At 45.1% G+C, this 19,012-nt stretch carries 20 protein-coding genes; all 20 read right to left on the bottom strand.

Annotated elements, in window-relative coordinates; genetic code table 11:
• Positions 1-57: 57 nt before the first annotated feature.
• The 20 genes from ftsA to IRE19_RS03740 all read right to left on the bottom strand — a co-directional run bounded on the left by ftsA (position 58) and on the right by IRE19_RS03740 (position 18,941).
• Entirely contained in the window at positions 58-1,341 is a 1,284-nt protein-coding gene (ftsA, locus tag IRE19_RS03835) for a cell division protein FtsA (RefSeq protein ID WP_191713998.1), read from the bottom strand.
• A 101-nt stretch (positions 1,342-1,442) separates the two neighbouring features.
• Positions 1,443-1,805: a small basic family protein gene (locus tag IRE19_RS03830; protein ID WP_191713997.1), complete on the bottom strand. Its 363-nt coding sequence runs from the start codon at positions 1,803-1,805 to the stop codon at positions 1,443-1,445.
• A gap of 2 nt (positions 1,806-1,807) precedes the next feature.
• Entirely contained in the window at positions 1,808-2,524 is a 717-nt protein-coding gene (locus IRE19_RS03825) for a DUF881 domain-containing protein (protein ID WP_191713996.1), read from the bottom strand.
• A gap of 16 nt (positions 2,525-2,540) precedes the next feature.
• Positions 2,541-3,266, bottom strand: coding sequence for a DUF881 domain-containing protein (locus IRE19_RS03820; protein WP_203339398.1), 726 nt, complete (start codon positions 3,264-3,266; stop codon positions 2,541-2,543).
• Positions 3,244-4,029: a cell division protein FtsQ/DivIB gene (locus IRE19_RS03815; protein WP_203339397.1), complete on the bottom strand. Its 786-nt coding sequence runs from the start codon at positions 4,027-4,029 to the stop codon at positions 3,244-3,246. Before IRE19_RS03815 ends, IRE19_RS03820 begins: the two co-directional genes overlap by 23 nt.
• 19 nt (positions 4,030-4,048) lie before the next feature.
• Positions 4,049-5,413 carry a UDP-N-acetylmuramoyl-L-alanine--D-glutamate ligase gene (murD, locus tag IRE19_RS03810; protein WP_203339396.1) on the bottom strand — a complete coding sequence of 455 codons (1,365 nt, stop codon included), beginning with the start codon at positions 5,411-5,413 and terminating at the stop codon, positions 4,049-4,051.
• Positions 5,414-6,382 (bottom strand): phospho-N-acetylmuramoyl-pentapeptide-transferase, encoded by a 969-nt coding sequence (mraY, locus tag IRE19_RS03805; protein WP_191713992.1) that lies wholly within the window; start codon positions 6,380-6,382, stop codon positions 5,414-5,416.
• Between the two features lie 25 nt (positions 6,383-6,407).
• On the bottom strand, positions 6,408-8,846 hold the full coding sequence (locus tag IRE19_RS03800; RefSeq protein ID WP_203339395.1) for a penicillin-binding protein: 2,439 nt from the start codon (positions 8,844-8,846) through the stop codon (positions 6,408-6,410).
• On the bottom strand, positions 8,843-9,202 hold the full coding sequence (ftsL, locus tag IRE19_RS03795) for a cell division protein FtsL (protein ID WP_191713990.1): 360 nt from the start codon (positions 9,200-9,202) through the stop codon (positions 8,843-8,845). The genes IRE19_RS03800 and ftsL overlap by 4 nt, the downstream gene beginning before the upstream one ends.
• Positions 9,203-9,214: 12 nt before the next feature.
• Positions 9,215-10,153: a 16S rRNA (cytosine(1402)-N(4))-methyltransferase RsmH gene (gene rsmH / locus IRE19_RS03790; protein ID WP_203339394.1), complete on the bottom strand. Its 939-nt coding sequence runs from the start codon at positions 10,151-10,153 to the stop codon at positions 9,215-9,217.
• A 20-nt stretch (positions 10,154-10,173) separates the two neighbouring features.
• Positions 10,174-10,605, bottom strand: a complete 432-nt coding sequence (gene mraZ, locus IRE19_RS03785; RefSeq protein ID WP_203339702.1) for a division/cell wall cluster transcriptional repressor MraZ — start codon at positions 10,603-10,605, stop codon at positions 10,174-10,176.
• 148 nt (positions 10,606-10,753) lie between these two features.
• A complete protein-coding gene (bshC, locus tag IRE19_RS03780) occupies positions 10,754-12,373 on the bottom strand; it encodes a bacillithiol biosynthesis cysteine-adding enzyme BshC (RefSeq protein WP_203339393.1) in 1,620 nt (539 codons plus the stop codon).
• Between the two features lie 78 nt (positions 12,374-12,451).
• Positions 12,452-12,829: a DUF3397 family protein gene (locus IRE19_RS03775; protein WP_203339392.1), complete on the bottom strand. Its 378-nt coding sequence runs from the start codon at positions 12,827-12,829 to the stop codon at positions 12,452-12,454.
• Positions 12,826-13,689: a ketopantoate reductase family protein gene (locus IRE19_RS03770; protein ID WP_203339391.1), complete on the bottom strand. Its 864-nt coding sequence runs from the start codon at positions 13,687-13,689 to the stop codon at positions 12,826-12,828. Before IRE19_RS03770 ends, IRE19_RS03775 begins: the two co-directional genes overlap by 4 nt.
• Positions 13,690-13,768: 79 nt before the next feature.
• The gene (locus IRE19_RS03765; protein WP_203339390.1) at positions 13,769-15,319 is read right to left on the bottom strand and encodes an acyl-CoA carboxylase subunit beta; all 1,551 of its coding nucleotides are present in this window, start codon (positions 15,317-15,319) and stop codon (positions 13,769-13,771) included.
• Positions 15,320-15,538: 219 nt separating this feature from the next.
• Positions 15,539-15,754: a biotin/lipoyl-containing protein gene (locus IRE19_RS03760; protein ID WP_191713984.1), complete on the bottom strand. Its 216-nt coding sequence runs from the start codon at positions 15,752-15,754 to the stop codon at positions 15,539-15,541.
• On the bottom strand, positions 15,751-17,100 hold the full coding sequence (locus tag IRE19_RS03755; protein WP_203339389.1) for an acetyl-CoA carboxylase biotin carboxylase subunit: 1,350 nt from the start codon (positions 17,098-17,100) through the stop codon (positions 15,751-15,753). Before IRE19_RS03755 ends, IRE19_RS03760 begins: the two co-directional genes overlap by 4 nt.
• Before the next feature lie 231 nt (positions 17,101-17,331).
• Entirely contained in the window at positions 17,332-18,084 is a 753-nt protein-coding gene (locus IRE19_RS03750; protein ID WP_203339388.1) for an enoyl-CoA hydratase/isomerase family protein, read from the bottom strand.
• A gap of 122 nt (positions 18,085-18,206) precedes the next feature.
• Positions 18,207-18,383, bottom strand: coding sequence for a 50S ribosomal protein L32 (rpmF, locus tag IRE19_RS03745; protein ID WP_006828847.1), 177 nt, complete (start codon positions 18,381-18,383; stop codon positions 18,207-18,209).
• A 24-nt stretch (positions 18,384-18,407) separates the two neighbouring features.
• Positions 18,408-18,941 carry a YceD family protein gene (locus tag IRE19_RS03740; RefSeq protein WP_191713981.1) on the bottom strand — a complete coding sequence of 178 codons (534 nt, stop codon included), beginning with the start codon at positions 18,939-18,941 and terminating at the stop codon, positions 18,408-18,410.
• Between the last annotated feature and the right edge of the window lie 71 nt (positions 18,942-19,012).

The following is a 19,012-nucleotide window of genomic DNA, read 5'->3' as shown; positions in this document are numbered from 1 at the left end:
TTTTTCCTCCTAAAATTGCTCAGCTTTTTTACTTGCAAGCTAGATACAATGTTGATTTTATTCAAAGAATCGATCAAACATCTTCTTGGCTTTAGTTACGACACCTTCGGAATTTTGTTTTGGCTGTTTTTGTTTCTTAGGCTGTTGTACTTCTTGGTGCTCAACTTTCACAGCGCTTGCGGCAGCTGTTCCAGTTCCAACTCGGCCATAGAAGACATCTTCCATGTATGCGTATTGGATCAGGCCAACTGCTGTTGTGTACTGAGGTTCGCGTACACCGATAAACTCCGGAGTGAACAGACGGACACGCGTTTGCAGGATGTTCCGTGCAAGTTCAGGCAAGCCATCTAATTTAGCCATACCACCGGTTAAAACGACTCCTCCTGGCAGGTCTTGTACACCTAAGCGGTAAAACTCATCCAAAATCAGTTCGAAAAGTTCTTCCAGGCGAACTCCGATTATTTCAGATATGTATTTTTGATTGTATTGTTCTGTGGAATCTGATCCGATGACCGGAACTTCAAACACTTCATCTTCTGAAGCATCTTCAAAAAATGCATGGCCATGCTCGAGTTTGATTTTTTCAGCTTGATCCGTCGGTGTCTTTAGAATGATGGACAAATCTTTTGTAACGTGGTCGCCTCCAACTGGAATAACAGAAGAAGCGGTCAAGTGGCCTTCTTGGAAGATGGCAATAGAAGTAGAACCTCCACCGATATCGATACACGCTGTACCATGATTTTTTTCATCTTCAGTTAATGCGTAGCTTCCTGCAGCAAGCGGTTGTACGTAAATATCACGAATTTCCAAGCCTGCTCTTTCCACACAGCGAAGTACGTTGTGTAAAATGGTCTTTGAAGTCGTCACCATTGTACCATCCATTTCAAGGCGGATACCAATCATGCCCCGTGGATCTTTGATTTCACCCAAATGATCGACCACATACTGTTCAGGAATGATGTTGACCAATTCGCGTTCTGGCGGAATCGACATAACTTGTGCCGCTTCCAATACGCGATCCAAATCATCGTCTGTAATTTCCCGGTTTTCACTGTTGACTGCCACAATCCCTTTAACAGGTTGAAGCACCGCTTTGTTTGCCGGAATTCCCAATACGACCTCGTGGATGGATTTTCCGATCATGCGTTCTGCCTGATCGACTGCTTTTTTAATGGACTGCACAGTTGCATCTATGTCAACAATCGCACCTTTTCTGATTCCATTAGATTTTACATTTCCGACGCCGATTACATTCAGCGACTTGTTGGCCATTTCCCCGATTAAAACTTTAACGGATGACGAACCGATATCTAGACTAACGTATAATTCTGATTGACTCAATTCGTGGCACCTCCTTATAAACTGCTGTACTTATATTCTATTGCAAATCATGCACCTTGTCTAAGAAAATCGCAAAACTTAGAAAAATTTCCTTCAATTGTTCAATTTATTTCTCTAACTTCTTTCTTTTCTGCCCATTTCGCTAAAATGATGCGTCGAATGACTGCGATATTTTGGAATAGCCGAACGCCGAACGCAAAGATTGCCGCTAAGTATAAATCTACCCCTAAATGGACACCCAGAAAAGCAAGACCTGCTGCAAGGGCGATATTAAAGAAAAAACCGGATACAAATACCTTGTCGTCATAAACCTGCTGAAGATGTGCACGAATTCCGCCAAAAAGCGTATCGAGTGATGCCAATACGGCTATGGACAGGTAATTGGCATATTCCGGAGGGATTTGAATATCCGTCAAAAGCCCGAGCGATATTCCGAGTATTAAACCTAATATGGACAACCACATCGCTATTCCCCCTCTGATGCCTGTAAATATTTGGTGTCGATAGCACCGTCGTATGCCTCGATGACAAGGTCAGTTTGAGGCTCAGAGACTGTCAATGTCAAGTTATCGATATAGAAGTCGTCCAGAATACGCGACGCCAATAAATGATTATACAGCTTTTCCGAGTCTTCCAACGACTTCGAGATGATTTTGATGGAAAACGGCGGTGTATCGACCGGTTTCGTATTGACGGTCGTTTGGCCGTTTATATCCCGGATCGCTGTCGTGTTGATGATTCGTTTGCCATCGATCGATACATATAAGCCATTGAAACGGTTGATTTCATTTACCAGGCGAATAAGCAAATCTGGTGAAATCCCTTCAATGTCCAGTCCCATCGCAACCGCTTCCAGGGAAGGTTCAATCAGGACTTCGATGCCGGGTCCAACAGTTTCTGCCAGGCCAGCGGCTTTTCTAAGTTCACCCGCTGTTTCCCGCAGCGCTTGCTCTGGGCTCGCATCCGAAGCAGCTTCGTATTTGCCTAAAGTATCATCGAGTGAGCTGATTTCAGATAACAGCTCTGATTGAAGCTGATTTTCTCTTGCCAATTCCTGTCTGATTTCCCAGGCATCCCGTGTATCACGGATGTCCGGTTCATTGATCGTATTGTACTGAATGGCTGTCATTAAACCGATTATAAACATAATCACCGTAAATCGGGTAAGAATCCTTTTCTTCACGCAATTCCCCCCTGACTCATGATTCCGCCAGAAGAGCAGGCATTTCAATCAATTGCCCCTCATCCAACGTCACAATGATATTATCATTCAGCAATTGATCCATGATGCCACCCGTCAATTCCATCGAAGAAGTCAATACATCAGGTTCACCAATCGCTTCTATGACAAACGGTGCTGGGTATTGCACGCCATCGACGGTGATGACCGGCCCTGTACAGACGATGTAGGAGTTTCCATGAATGCGCTGGCCATTGATGGAAATGGCTTCAGCTCCGGAAATATACAATTCATTGATCACTTGGAAAACATGGCTTTCGTGAACAATGTAATCGTTCGGATTCACTGAATTGGGATTGTAATCGCCGTCCTGCAACGTCACTTTCAAACCGTTCCCTTGAACTGGCACCAACCCAAGGTACCTCCGCAGTTCTTCGGCTTCGGCTGCGTATTCGGTATAGCGATTTTCTCCATCCGCAAATGATTTTTCAAATTCTTGGACCTTGCCTTGCTTTTCCTGCAATTCTTCACGCAATTCCTTATTGTGTTCCTGCTGCTCGATCAGGTCCTTCCGATACCGTTCTTCCTGTTCAAAAAAGGCTCCACCTGTAAATCCTTCTGTTTCTTTATTGGCATTCGACAAGCTGTAGGAATAAGCCATGATAAAACCAAGAACCAAAAAGACCAGTGAAAAAACGATCGATTTACTGAAGTTTTTGCGGTTACTCTTCTTCGGGTTCTTCATCGTCGGCACCTTCCTTCTCGAGGCCAAAGACATCTTCATAAGAACGGAAGAAAATCCCGACTTCCATATCGATAATGCCTTTCTGCCCTTCTTCCAATTGAGCAATGACAGAAGGATAATAATTAATTTTTTCAGCCAAGGTACTCAAAATGCCGTGGATCTCATTTCCATCGTTCATATATAAAGTTACGTAGTCTGCGTCTTCCTGATCAGGATCCAGTATCACTTGTGAAACTAGTTGAAGAACCTCAGCATCGATTTCCAATAATTGATCTACCAGTTTCTGCCGTTTCTTATCGTCTTCAAAATTCGAATAGATCGGACCGTCTACGACAGTGACCGGCTGATCCAGAGCCAAATTATTGGATAGAACAATCTGGTAGCTGTTGCCACGGTCTAAGTAACCCATTTGAACATATTCAGTCAGCTTGATTTCCACGCCTGTCAGCCATTTTTTCTCGACAGAGGCGTCTTCGATCCACTCGAGTTTTTCCAATTCTTTCGCTACCGCTCCTGCATCGAAAGACCACATCGAATCTCCGACGGCTAATCCACTTGCAGCCTGGTAGCTTTCCTTGTCAAAGAGCACAGCGCCTTCAATGGTAATCGTCTGGATTTCACTGTACTTCGACTGGCTGTATAAAAGTACGGCAAGCAAAGTGAGGAAAATGAACAGCAGCGCCACGAACTTGCGATTGGTTCTTCTTTTCCGGCGCTCGCGGAGCGTCGGGATGCGTTCTTCGATGTCAATCACTTTGTCCATAATTGCTGCCCCTTATCTTTTATTCGTTGGCTTCCGTCATCTGCTGGACTGCGGTAATGAAAGCATCGCCTCGAATTTCAAAACTGTCGTATTGGTCCCAGCTTGCGCATGCAGGAGATAAGAGGATCGTGTCGCCGCTGGCGGAATGATTGATCGCTTTCTCGACCGCGTCATCCATTTTCCCTGCTTGTACGATATGTGCTACACCACAGTCTTCTGCAAAAGCTGTAAAGCGCTGTGCCGTCTCCCCAAACGTAATCAAAGCTTTGACCCGATTCATATAAGGACGGATTTCTTCGAGTGAATGGTTTCGCTCCAAACCTCCAGCCAATAAGATGATATTTTCCGGGAAAGCTTCCAATGCACTTTTCGTCGCTAAGGCATTGGTCGCCTTCGAATCGTTGTAGAATTTGCGTCCTTGCCACTCCACAATAAACTGGGAACGATGCTTAACGCCCGTGAAAGAAGTCAAAACACGTATGATGGTCTCCTTCGTTCCACCCCACAACATAGCTGCAGCGGTTGCCGCCAAAATGTTCTCCAGGTTATGCTGTCCGCCAAGTATAATTTTTGAACGTTCAATCAGCTTTTCGCCTTTCCAGTATATGAAATCACTGTCAGCACTGATGCTTGTCGGCGTCCGTCCTTTTAAAGTGAACGGCACCAACTGCGCTTTGCAGTTTTTGGCATGGTTCACCAACAAAGGCTGATCGGCATTATATATGAAATAATCCTCAGCTGTCTGATTTTCAGTAAGCTTCATTTTTGAAGCTCGATAGTCTTCAATCGTCCCATGATAATCCAGATGCGCTTCGTAAATATTCGTGATAATTGCGATATTCGGGCGGAAAGAATCAGTTCCTTTTAGTTGGAAAGAAGACAATTCGGTCACCACCACATTTTCAGGCTTCGCTTTTTCAGCAACCCCGCTTGCAACTGTGCCGATATTCCCGGCAATCAATGGCTTTTTATTGTCTTGGTTGAGCATATGAAACAACAAAGTGGTCGTTGTCGTTTTGCCGTTAGATCCAGTGATGCCGATAAATGGCGCTTCACTGATCAGATAAGCCAACTCAATTTCAGTCCAAACCGGAATGTTCTTCTCCAGTGCAGATTCAATCAATACATTGGTATAAGGGATACCCGGATTTTTGACAACCAGTTCAAATCCCTCTTCCAGTAAATCTTCAGGATGTCTCCCACAAATAACGGTGACGCCCATATTCAATAACTCTTGCGCTTCCGGATTTTCTTCAAAAGGCTTGGAGTCGTTGACTGTAACAAATGCTCCCAGTTTGTGAAGGATGCGTGCAGCGGTAAATCCGCTTTTCGCAAGACCCAGAACCAAGATTTTTTTATGGTGTAATTGTGGCACCTCTTTCATTTACATTACCTCCAAAAAGACTGCGATTGCCGCGCTGATAAGACCGACTGACCAGAATACGATGACTACTTTCCATTCTGACCATCCGCTTAATTCAAAATGATGGTGGATCGGGCTCATTTTAAAGATTCGTTTCTGGCGCAATTTGAAACTGCCGACCTGCAGAATAACTGAAGCTGTTTCGATAACGAAAACAAGCCCAATCAGCAATAGCAGCAATTCCTGTTTCAACAAAATAGACACCATGGCCAATGCGCCACCCAAAGCCAATGAACCCGTATCTCCCATAAAGACTTTAGCCGGATATTTATTGAAAATCAAAAATCCAAGCAAACCGCCTGTGACGGAAAAAGTAAAGATGGCAATGCCGATTTGGTCTTGATAAATCGCCAATAGGCCAAATGCAGCAAATGCAATTGAAGCTGTGCCGGCCACTAAGCCGTCGAGCCCATCTGTCAAATTGACTGCATTGGAAAACCCGACCAGCCAAAAGACAATGAAAAATACATAGAACCAGGATAATTCCAGTGCGATATCTGTAAATGGAATTGTTACGCCAGTCTCAAAATCGATGCCGTTCAATACCAAGAACGAAATGACTGCGATGACGATTTGTGCGATTAACTTCTGCAATGAAGTCAATCCCAGATTTCTTTTTAAGACTACTTTGATAAAGTCATCCAGGAATCCGATCAATCCATATCCGAAAAGTACAAGCAATAGAATCAGTACTTTGGCATTCAAAAGTTCGGCAAACCAGGCAACCAATAGCACAGTGATGATGATTGAAATTAAGAAAACCAGTCCGCCCATAGTCGGCGTTCCTGTTTTCTTCATATGTGATTCAGGTCCTTCTTCACGGATGCTTTGCCCGAATTTCATCCGTTTCAACAACGGAATGAAAATCGGCATAAGCACGACCGTTAGGATTAAAGCAAGTCCAAGACCCATTATTGTATAAGCGTTCATTTAGAGAGCTCCTTTAAACACGAGATTACTCGGTTGTTTCTTCTGTTTCTGTTTCCGTGGCTTCGGCTTCATCTGTTGTTGCTTCTTCTGTTGTTGCTTCTTCTGTTGTTGCTTCTTCTGTTGTTGCTTCTACTTCTTCTGTTTCCACTGTTGGTGTTTCAGAAGTTTGTGCTTCTGTTTCCGTAGCTTCAGTGTCCGTTTGTGGTTCCTGCTGTTCACTTTCAGCTTCAAAACCTTTTGCAGCCTCTTCTTCAAGCAGCTGCTCGCCATCGTCTTCTTCGGCCGCGTCTTCTTGTGCCTGCGCTGGATAATAAATTTCCGGAGGATGAAGCTCAATTACTACAGGCTCATTATCCTCTACAATTTCGCCTTCCGCAATGCTTTGCGTCAAAACATATCCTTGGCCCGCAATTTCCAATGCTAAGCCGCTTAAGGACTGATAGGCAAGCAGTTCACGTTTTGACCAGCCAGTAAAATCAGGCAACGCCGTTTTACCCGCTGTCTTCAGAATAACTTTGCCGCCTTTCAGTACAGTGTCCTCATTTTCCGGGTACTGAGCCACGACTTCTGACTGGTCACCTGTAACAACGACTTCGACACCAAGCTCAGTCAACTCTTCAGTAGCCTCTGCCACAGATTTGCCTGTATATTCTTCCACAGGCATCGTCGTAGCTTCCGCCATATTTTCTGGCTCAATGTTCAAATACTTCAAGCTATTTTCCATGACAGAAGTAAAGATTTTCGCTACCGGTACAGAACCATATTCATCAGCAGGCACATTCGGCTGCTGGACACCGATATAGATAAGCAGTTCCGGATCATCTGCAGGCGCCATTCCAAGGAACGAGAACAAATAATTGTTTCTGCCTTTCAAATAGCCGCCGCCTTCTTTCGGAACTTGCGCTGTACCCGTCTTCCCGGCAATCGTGTAATCCTGCAATGCAAATCCTCTTGCTGAACCGACTTCGGAAGTCACGGTTGACGCAAGAACTTCCCGTACTTTTTCAGCAGTTTCTGCTGACACAGGCTTCCCGGCTTCTTCCGGCTCACTTTTAACCGTGACTTTTCCAGTATCCTTGTTCTTGATTTGATCGATGACGTACGGTTTCATCATGACGCCGTCATTTGCAATAGCAGAGGCGGCTTGAATCATCTGAATCGGCGTTACTGTCGATCCCTGTCCATATGCTGTCGTCAATTTATTGATTGGGTATTGATCCAGTATTTTACCGGTTGCCTCTTTCGGCAGATCGATGCCGGTCTGTTTGCCAAATCCAAATGCATCCACGTATTTCATAAACGTGTCTGCTCCCATGCGCTCCAATAAATAGGCCATCGATACGTTAGAAGAGCGTTGAATCCCTTCAAGGAAGGAGATGGTTCCCCAACCGCGCCCACCGTTATGGTCACCGATGGTAATGCCTAATAAATTGTAGGTTCCAGAGTTATAGACAGCGTTCGGATCCCATTTGCCTTCTTCTATTGCAGCTGCCAATGTAAACATCTTCATTGGCGATCCTGGTTCAATCGTCAGTTCGATGCTTTCGTTCAGCCAATTGTCCGAAAGCCCTTCGCGTGTATTCGGGTTGAACGTTGGACGTTGTGACATAGCCAGAATTTCACCAGTTTTCGGATCTGCAACTACGGCGATCATTCGCGTCGGATCGTATTCTTCTTGAACTCCAGACATGGCGTCTTCCAGGAAATTCTGCAAGGTTCTGTCTAAAGTCAGCTGAACGTCTGAACCGTCCTCGGCTGGAGTGACTGCCGATTCACTATTAGGCAATAGGAAGCCCCATTTATCCGTATCGAATTCCATTTTTCCGTTCTTGCCGGTCAACACTTCATTGTGAATGGATTCCAGTCCCATCCTCCCAGTAGTCTTGGTTTCGCCATCCTTCAGCTCTTCTTTCATGGCATAACCAATCAGGTGAGACGCAAAGACACCGTTCGGGTATAGCCTTTTCAAATCCCGGACAAACAATAATCCCGGAATATTGGCTTCTTTCATTTCAAGCATCTTTGTGTGGCTGATTTCGCGTCCTGCTGAACCGAATTCCACTTGGTAGCGATCTTTTTCCACGCCTTGTTTCAATGTCTCTAAAATACTTTCTTCAGAAGCATCCAGGTATCCAGCCAATTTTTCGGCTGTTTCTTCCACGTCTACGACATGCCGTGGATCACTGGCTTTTTGCGTTGCTGATTCGTCCAGTACCGCGACAAGTTTGTAAGTGAGTGTGTCTTCAGCAATCACTTCTCCGCTCCGGTCAATGATGCGGCCCCGTTCAGCAGTCAATACTTCTTCCTGGCTGTATTTCGCTGCTGCTCTGGCAGCAAGTTCCTGCCCTTCCACTTCTCCCGTTGCTTGAATCGTCACAATTCTGGTCAATAAAAGGAAAAAGAGCCCTGCAAATAACAAAAATAGCAGAAAGGCTCCTCCTTGAAATCGAAACTTTTTTTTCATTGTCCAGGCACTACCTTTACATTGTGCTCATTTAATTTAAGGCCAAGGTCTTTCGCTTTTGCCCAAATGCGCTCGTATGAAGACAGTTCTTTCACCTGTACGGACAAATCTGAATTTTGCTTCGTCATTTCACTGACTGATTGTTCAATTGTTTGGATTTCTTGTGTGGATGCCTGAATCTTTGATTGATTCTGCAAAATCACCAAGGCGCACAGGATACAGACTGCTACGAAAGTTACATACAGTATTTTTTCACCTTTAGTGATTAAACTCTTTCTTCTTACCGGCTGCCGACTCGGATTTTGAGGAACGGCCGGCTGTTGGATGTAGGTTTCAGTTCTTGCATTCAACGCCATTTGAACACGTCCTTACTCGTTTATTTTTTCTGCAATCCGCAATTTTGCGGATCTTGACCGGTTATTGTGTGCAAGCTCTTCTTCTGTTGGCAGAATCGGTTTTCTTGTAATCAGCTTCAGTATCGGCTCCATCCCGTCTGGAATCACCGGCAAATTCGGCGGCAGTTCCGGGAGGGACGAGGCTTCTTTGAAAATCGCTTTGCAAAGCCGGTCTTCAAGGGAATGGAAGGTGATGACACTGATTCTTCCCCCAATGGCCAATAGATCAATTGCATCCTGCAGCGATGTCTCAGCAGCGCCCAGTTCATCATTTACGGCAATCCGAATCGCTTGAAATACCCGTTTCGCAGGGTGTCCGCCTTTGCGGCGCGCAAAAGCAGGAATACCGTCTTTAATGCATTCGACTAGTTGCCCCGTTGTTTCAATGGGTTGCTTTTCTCGTGCAGCTTCGATTTTGCGGGCTATCTGTTTAGAGAATTTTTCTTCACCGTAGCGGTAGAAAATTCTTACCAAGTCTTCAAAAGACCATTCGTTGACGACGTGATTGGCGCTCAATTCAGCGCTTTGGTCCATTCTCATATCCAGTGGCGCGTCGTTATGGTAGCTGAAACCGCGTTCTGGAGTATCTAATTGCGGGGAAGAAACACCGAGGTCATAAAGAATGCCATCGACTTTTTCCACTCCACGCATTTCCAGCTCTTCTTTTAAAAACTTAAAGTTGGCATGGATGAATGTAATTCTATGTAAGTAATCTTGCAGTTTTTCTTTTGCATGAGCCAGTGCCGTCGCGTCTTGATCAAAGCAATACAAATGACCTTGGTCAGATAATTGCTGAACCAAATATTCGCTGTGGCCTGCGCCGCCCAGCGTACAATCCACATATATGCCGTCAGGACGAACGTTCAGACCATCGACAGTTTCATGCAGTAAAACCGTGGTGTGGTTGAACAATCCATTTCCCCCGTTCATTTTTAAAAGTCAAAATCAGTTAAATTTTCCGCGATTTCGTTAAAGGAATCTTCAGATGCTGCAAAATAGCTTTCCCATGAATCTTTTGCCCATATTTCAAAACGGTTGGACACACCTAAGATGATGCATTCTTTTTCAAGTTTCGCATAAGAAATTAATGTCGTCGGTATATTGACGCGTCCTTGCTTATCAAGTTCCACTTCTGTAGCTCCTGAAAAAAAGAAACGTGTAAAAGCACGAGCGTCTTTTTTGGTGACCGGCAGCTCTTTCAGCTTTTCTTCAATTTTCTGCCATTCGTCCATAGTGTAACCAAATAAGCATTGATCTAGGCCTCGGGTAATGACAAATTGGTCATCCAGCTGCTCACGAAACTTTGCCGGAACGATTAACCGTCCCTTCGCATCAACGCTATGTTGATATTCGCCCATGAACATACCCTTCACCCCACTTATTGTACTAAATGTACCACAATCCCCCACTTGTCACCACTTGTTTTTGAAATATTTCACGTTTGTTACATTAAAATGTCTCAACAAGTTATTTTGACATAAAAAAAGCCTGCGAATGCAGACTTTTTGACAATTATAACCAAATAATTTTATGGTTTTTATCATACTTCAATGGCAATGCCAGAAGATCTTTTACGAGTCCACTTCCGTATTGATTCATATAAATAAACGGGCTATAGATTCGTTCTTGGAACCCACCATTCGGCAGCAACTCGTTTTCAATGGCAGCGTAATGGCCAAACTCAATGCTATTTTGAAGCACCACTTCATCTTCCAGTTTATTCTTCAAAAAACTTAATTGCTTAACGTGCAATTGCAGATTTTTTTCCACAATCGGCGTTAATCCCGTGCTGATGGCAGAGAACTTTTCATGGATCTCTTTGTATGCTTTTTCGACCTGGTCCTGCAGCTCCGCAATCAGGGCCTCGGCTTCCTTTTCACGGATCGATTCCATCAACTCATTTCTTTTGATGGCCACTTGCCGCTCGTTGACCACTGCAGCAAAATCCAAATTGTACTTTTCTAAAAGACGCTGCGTCTGGCGGTTCACTAAAGTCAGGCTTAAGCGCGGCATAACAACCGGCAGTTCCATGCCGAACAATTCGAAAGCGCCTTTGAAAGCTGCCCAATAAGCGATTTCTCCAGGGCCGCCTACAAAAGCCAGCACCGGGAAGACCATTTCCTGCATCAGCGGTCGTGTCACCACATTATTGCTCAGCAGTTCAGGAGTCTTTTCAGCTATATCCAAAAGCTGTTGCTTTGTAAAGCGGATGGCACCGTTGTTCGCAACAAACTCCCCGTCTTGGCGCTCTAGCAGCAAGCGTTCCCCCTTCACTGTAATAAACAAATGGGCTGCGTTTTCTTCGGCTCCGATGACGGCACTATAGCCGTCCTTCGCCAATGATCGCTCAGCGGCTGCAACCGTTTCCGCAATTTCGGCGGATCGTTCAATCATCTGTTTGAAATAAGGAGACTCATAGTTGCGAAGATTTTCATCTGCCGCATCGATATACAATAGTCCTTCTTCTTTGAAAAAATGATCGAGCAGGCATGCGAAGAAATCGGTGAAGGATACGGATTGTTCCAACAAACCGAAAACCAGGCCATGGATTTCTTTGGTATGTTCGGTTTCGGGAAGACTGCGGAAATACTCTTCCAGAAAAGAAGCGATCTTCGGTTTATTCAGCGTGGCAGAAGAAGCGGAATGCTTTCCATATTCAGCGTGCGGAATGTTTAATTTATCCACTCGTCCATTGACTTCTCTGTACAGATGGCTGATTTCAGCCAAATCGTGGTCTTCTCCGGCAATCCAAAATACCGGCACCACTTTGGTGTTCAGCTGCGCAGAAGCCTGTTTGGCCAGAACAATAACCGATATTGCTTTATGTACCGTATATAAGGGACCTGTTAAGAGGCCTGCCTGTTGGCCTGTCACAACCACCGGCGCACCTTCTTCGAAACTCTTCAAATGCCGTTCTGCTGATTCGGACAATCCATTCCGTCCCATGTATTGACGCAAAACGCCTGACAGTTTGATACGATCGACAGAATGGCTTTGAAGCTTCTTCAATCGCCCTTCAAGTGACTGCATTTGCGGATCATATGAAAAATACTGGCGGATGGCCGGTCTGCCATTTACATAATCACTCATCAATTTACTGGCCGGTTCTATATATTGTTCCTCTACCTTCATGAAAAAAAGTCCCCTTTTCCCTTTACATTTAAAATCTACTATATCAAACGCATCTCCTAAAGAAAAAAAATACGCCTGCTAAACTGATTCAATGATGATCATTACCAGTCCGGCCAGCCATACAAGCGCATAAGCGAAAGCCAATAGCAGAAAGCAGGTTCTCCATAATTTCCGGAAAAACGGGATGATTTCAATTTCTTTGGCGGTTCTCCATTCGATGACCAGCAAGACGATCGCCAATACAAGTGCCACGAAATAAACAATCGCAGATACAGAATAGCCCCATAGGAAGTCTACCGACGCAGGTACGGAAAAAAACAGCAAGAAAGTGGTGATATCAGATGCCACACCAAGCGCTTTCCGTTTTTTCTTTCTTAAAAACAAAAAATAAACAAAGATGAAAAGAAGAAAGGGAATATAAAGAAAAATCGTTCCAATTGTATGTAATAGCGTCATTTTTCTACCTCAACAGTTTTTAATAGGTGATAGAAAGCCTTGAATAAAGGCAATTCCAATTTGGAACGATTCAAGACATACAGCATCAATCCTTCAACTTCCATCGGATCGCCTGCCAAGCGATCTGTCAACATTGCCGATGCTCGTTCTGGCTCTGCTGCACAGAATGCAGCCACTTTCTCAATCGGCTGCAGCGATTCAATTTCAGGAAATGCCAGATAAAGTTCGTTGTACAGGTTTCTGAACAATTCATATGCATGTGGATTGGTGATCAATTCACCGTTGCGGATTTTCATCAACGCTGTCAATGGATCGATCAAGCTGCTGAACAGCAAGCTTTCAAAAAGCTGCTCTTCAATCGTCTCCACCCAATTTGTCTGCCAGGCAGAAGATTCAAGAAGCGGCTGAAACTCTTCCATATGGCCTTTTACCAAACCATAGGTGACGTGTGCAGTTTTGTTGAAACTAATTTCCGTATTGCTCAACTTGACGCAATCTGTTTCCAAAACAGCTGCTGCAATATGGCGATGCGACAAAGTTCTGGCTTTTTCCAAAAACAGCATCCCTTGCTGAAGGAAAACAATCCGGTTGCTTGGACAGCGGATTTTCAGAAGCCTTAAAATCGGCTGAAGATCTTCGTACTTCACCGTCAGAAGAATAAAAGCGTCCGGATCGATCTGCTCAATATCCGTGTAGGCTTTTATATACTGCCGGTCCTTACCATGTATGATTCCCTGCTCGTTGATCGACGCAGCTTGTTCTTCATGCTCCGTGACCACTTGTACATCATGGCCCGCTTTTTTCAATAGATAGGCTGGCAGCATTCCGTTGGCTCCAGCTCCGACAATTGCATATTTCATAGAATCACTCCTTACAGTGCCACAGTTTCTTAAAAAAGAAGCCTGCCCATATTAGGCAGACTTCCAATAATAAACTTTATTATACAGGATAAATCGGATGTTTTCGATATGGCAATGGCAAATCTTTTGTTTCATAAAAAGACAGGCGTTGAGAAAGAACCGAACGCAATTGATGCGGCGCAACAATTTCATCAATGATCAATTCAGATGCCAGACGATAAATATCGATTTCCTCTTTGTATTCTTGATGTTTTTGCTGTACGTACTGAAGGCGTTCTTTCGGATCTTCGATGGCTTCAATTTTATTCGAGTAAACGGCATTTACCGCCGCTTCAGGACCCATCACTGCAATTTGCGCTGTCGGCAACGCGATGCAGACATCCGGTTCGAAGGCTGGGCCTGCCATCGCATAGAGACCGGCTCCATAGGCTTTGCGGACAATGACAGAGATTTTCGGCACTGTCGCTGAACTCATTGCGGCGATGAACTTGGCACCATGGCGGATGATGCCGGCACGTTCGACTTTTGTGCCGATCATAAAGCCTGGAACGTCTGCCAGGAACAACAACGGAATCGAGAATGCATCGCAAAGGTTGATGAATTTTGCTCCTTTATCGGCTGAATCACCGAATAGGACTCCCCCTTTAACCTTTGGCTGGTTGGCAAGAATGCCGACCACCTGGCCGTCGATACGTGCAATTCCGGTAATCAATTCCCCAGCGAACAGCTTTTTGATATCAAAAAAGCTGCCTTCATCGACTAATTGATCAATCAGTTCATACATGTCAAACGGCGCATTTTGGTTTTCCGGGATAATTGCTTCCAGCGAACGCCCTGCTTTGGCTGCTTTCGCCTCAATCTTTTCAGGCTTGATGGCAAAATTAGACGGGAAATTCGTTAAATAGCGGCGCGCCTCAGAAATTGCTTCTTCTTCCGTCGACACTAAGACATCGCCGACGCCACTGACGGTGCAGTGCATGCGGGCTCCACCCATTTCTTCTAGCGTCACTTTTTCTCCGATGACTTTTTCCGCCATACGAGGCGATCCCAAATACATCGAGGCATTGCCCTCAACCATGATGACGATATCACAGAAAGCCGGAATATAGGCACCTCCTGCAGCAGATGGACCGAACAATAAGCACACTTGCGGAACCATTCCGGACATTCTCACCTGATTATGAAAAATTTTGCCTGCTCCCCGGCGATTTGGGAACATATCCAGCTGATCTGTGATCCGGGCTCCCGCAGAATCCACCAAATAGAGCATCGGCACTTGCATTTTTTCAGCTGTTTCCTGGATGCGGATGATTTTTTCTACTGTACGCGAGCCCCATGAACCAGCTTTGACAGTTGAATCGTTGGCCATTACACAAACGGTTTCCCCGTTGACTTTCCCAATGGCTGTAATAACGCCATCCGCCGGAAGATCTTCTGCTTCGACATTGGCAAAGCGTCCATCTTCCGCATAGTTCTCGTCATCAAACAATAGCTTCAGACGGTCACGGACAAATAATTTATTGCTTTCTTTCAGTTTATCGTGGTATTTTTGCTGCCCCCCAGCAAAAATCTTCGACAACTTTTGTTCCAAGCGTTCGTTATACCCTGTTGTTTCAGTGGTTTTCGTCATTTCACTGTCCCCTTTGCAATAAAATCGATCATCCCGCTTTAACGGGCAGTAAGACTCCCGCTTCTGCAAGCGGGAGATCCACTGACCGTAAAAGTCCGATTGGATCGGGCCGACAGGATGTCGGTTACATAGGCGTTGCCGCAGGACGCGGCGCGTTTAGCCGATGTTCCGCTTTTTACCAGTGGGGGATGAAGAACCCCCACTGATTGAAGTTTCTCTTTATTCGCCGACCGTCAACAGCAGATCGCCTTCGTTGACAAAGCCGCCAACTTCGACATGAACTTTCTCGACTTTTCCGCCAAATTCAGCTTCTACTGGAATTTCCATTTTCATGGACTCGATTGTCAAAACAGCTTGTCCGGCAGTTACCGCTTCCCCTTCAGCCGCCAATACGTTTAATACCGTTCCTGCCATAGACGCTTTCAATTCTTTCATAATGTGTGTTCCTCCTTTATTTTTTCCATCCATTGCGGCAATACCGCAGTTGCGTAATCACCTGAAATAAATTCTTCTGACCTAATAAATTCCTTAAATAAAGGAATATTGGTTTTTACACCAGTAATTGTAACATGATTGAAAAAAGTCTGTGATTTTGACAAAGCATCAATCCGGTCGGTTCCGCGGATGATAATTTTTGAAATCATCGGATCGTAGAAAGGCGTCACTTGGTTGCCTTCTTCATAACCCGTTTCAATACGTGCGCCTTCTCCCCATTGAAGCTTTTCGAGCTTACCTGGAGATGGGAAAAATGTTTTTGGGTCTTCAGCATACACGCGGTACTCAATGGCGTGGCCTTTTGTCTGTATGCTGTCCTGAGAAGGCAATTCTCCCCCATCAGCTACAGTCAGCTGCCATTCAACAAGATCCAGCCCTGTCACTTCTTCGGTGACAGGATGCTCGACTTGCAAACGCGTATTCATCTCCAGGAAATAAAAGTTATTATCCGGGTCGACGATAAATTCGACGGTTCCCGCATTGGTGTAGTTAACCGCTTTTCCAGCCAGCAGCGCAGCTTCGCAAAGCCGTTCACGGACATCTTGCGGCAAATTCGGCGAAGGCGATTCTTCAATCACTTTCTGGTTGCGGCGCTGGACTGAACAATTCCGTTCGTATAAATGAACAAGATTGCCATGGTGGTCGCCGAAAATCTGAACTTCAATATGGCGGGCGTCAGCAATAAATTTCTCCAAATAAACCACATCGTCTCCAAAATAGGCCTTCGCGCGGTTTTTAACGGAGACAAACTGTTGAGTGAGCGCTTGCTCACTTTCACAGCGCACCATACCGATTCCACCACCGCCTGCACTGGCTTTCAGCATCAATGGATAACCGATAGCTTCAGCTTCCTGCAAAGCTTCTTCAAGTGTCGTCACACCTTCTTCTGTACCAGGGACGACAGGTACAGAAGCCTTGATCATCGTTCTGCGGGATTCAATTTTATCCCCCATCTTTTCGATGATATCGCTTGAAGGTCCGATAAAGACCATCCCGGCTTCTGCCACGCGACGGGCAAAACCGGCATTTTCCGACAGCAGGCCATATCCCGGATGGATGGCGTCCACACCGTGTTTTTTAGCTTCTTCAATAATTTTATCAATTTGCAGGTAAGACTGTACGACCGGATTTGGACCGATCAGTACAGCTTGGGTCGCTTCACTGACGTAAGGCAGATCCCCATCTGCCTCAGAATGAATAGCAACCGTCTCGATGCCGAGTCGTTCGCAAGTCCGAATGATTCGGCGTGCGATTTCTCCCCGGTTCGCGATCAGGATTTTTTTCATATTAGAAATACCCCCTATGTTTTCTCCCTTCTATAGCATATACGAATTTTGTAAGCGATTTCAACTATTCATTAAAATATTTCTTTATAAGTAGATTGAAACTTAAAATTATTTTCTCAAATCGCCAAGCCCGTGTTGTGTGGAGCTACGACCCAGTCTACTCTTCAAGCGCGCCACACCCGGACTTTCTGAAGAATTCCATAAAAAAAGAAACCCCTTCGAAAAGGGATTTCATTTTTTTGTTTTATTGAGGAAGCCATCGACTGCATCATGATGGGCGTCTTTCTCCCATAAAATAGCGCATCTTCTAACTTCCTGTTCCACACGTTCTTTCAAATCGGTCTTCTGCCATTTGCGGATGGACATTTCCTTATAGGCACGATGAACGTCGGGATGGACTTTCTTCATCGATTTGAAAAAGTCAATGATATCTTGGTCACTGCGAATAATAGCTGATGCCCAACCGGACTCTTTTAATTCAGACGCTGTATATACCTTAGCTTCACTGAGCATTTGCAACGCTTTGTCATGCTGCAAGGTTTCCAGAAGATATGTTCCGCCTCCCCAGCCGCTGGTGATGGCTAGCGTGCCTTGGATAAAGCCGCACTTGGCATGATCCCATACAAGCCTGTAATCGCACGCTGTGGCGATTTCACAGCCGCCGCCGACTGCTGCACCATTAACAACTGCCACAACCGGTACAGGCAGTGTTTTGATCGAATAGAGCACTTCGCTCATGCGCTTCAGCATGCCGTATGCCTGTTCTTCCGTTCGAAGGGCATGGAATACCGACAGGTCGCCGCCTGAACAAAAGGCCTGTTTGCCGGCAGCTGTAATGATGACGGCCCGGACAGAAGGATGCTGTGCCTTATCTACCAATTCCTCCAGCCCCATTGTGACTTCATCGTTGATGGCGTTGCGGATATGGGGCCGGTCAATCGTAAATGTCATAATGCCCTCTGTAAAGTTGATTGTATAAGACAATAGAATCCCTCTCTTCTGCCAATTTTTCTGTTGGCGGTTAAATCCGCCACTTGCTTATGTATAGAGAAAAAGGCTATCGAGAGCCATGGCCTCTCAATAGCCTTTCAGCAGCAAATACTGTTTTATTTGCTTGCTACTACTTCTTTCCCTTTGTATGATCCACATGCTTTGCAGACGTGGTGAGCCAATTTACTTTCGCCACAGCTTGGGCAAATTACCATGCCCGGCACTGACAATTTAAAATGTGTACGGCGTTTTCTTTTAGCGGTTTTGGACGTTCTTCTAGCTGGTACAGCCATTGGTGACACCTCCTTACACTAATTCTATTCATCTGACTGATCAAAATACTTTGCTAAATCAGCAAGTCTTGGATCCGGTTTTGGTGGTGCCGCTTCTTTCTCAGCCTCGTACTCTTCGTCTGTTGAATACGACCAATCATTCCCGCCTTTGATGACGGCCTGATCAGCGTCTTCCTTAAACACCTGAATCGGTATTTCCAGCAAAACTAATTCTTCCAGTATCGGCTGAAGATCAATGATCTCAGTTTCTACAGGGTGAACGTCGCTTAGCTTATCCTCTTTGGCATTTTCAGACCAATCGAAGACTTCAACCGAATCAACGTTTATCGGAAACTCAACATCCTCCCAAGTTCTGGCACAAGGCAGCGTAAGCATACCTTCGAGATGGATTTGGCACGTTAATTGTTGCGAACCAATTGTGCAATGTCCTGTAACATGTACAGGTGAAATTTCCCGAATATCGCTATTCCGTGATTTCACTGCATCCAAATGAACCATTTGGTCAATTGGCAGTCCGTCTTTGCGATGCTTTTGAAGCTGTTGAATCGCTATTTTCATAAGTAATCACCTCAAGACAACAAAGTTGATTATATAATGCACAGAAAAAGATGTCAAGAAAAAATCTTGTC

This window comes from Planococcus beijingensis (assembly GCF_016820615.1).
Classification (GTDB): Bacteria; Bacillota; Bacilli; order Bacillales_A; family Planococcaceae; genus Planococcus; species Planococcus notacanthi.
This window is presented reverse-complemented; position numbering and strand designations above follow the sequence as displayed.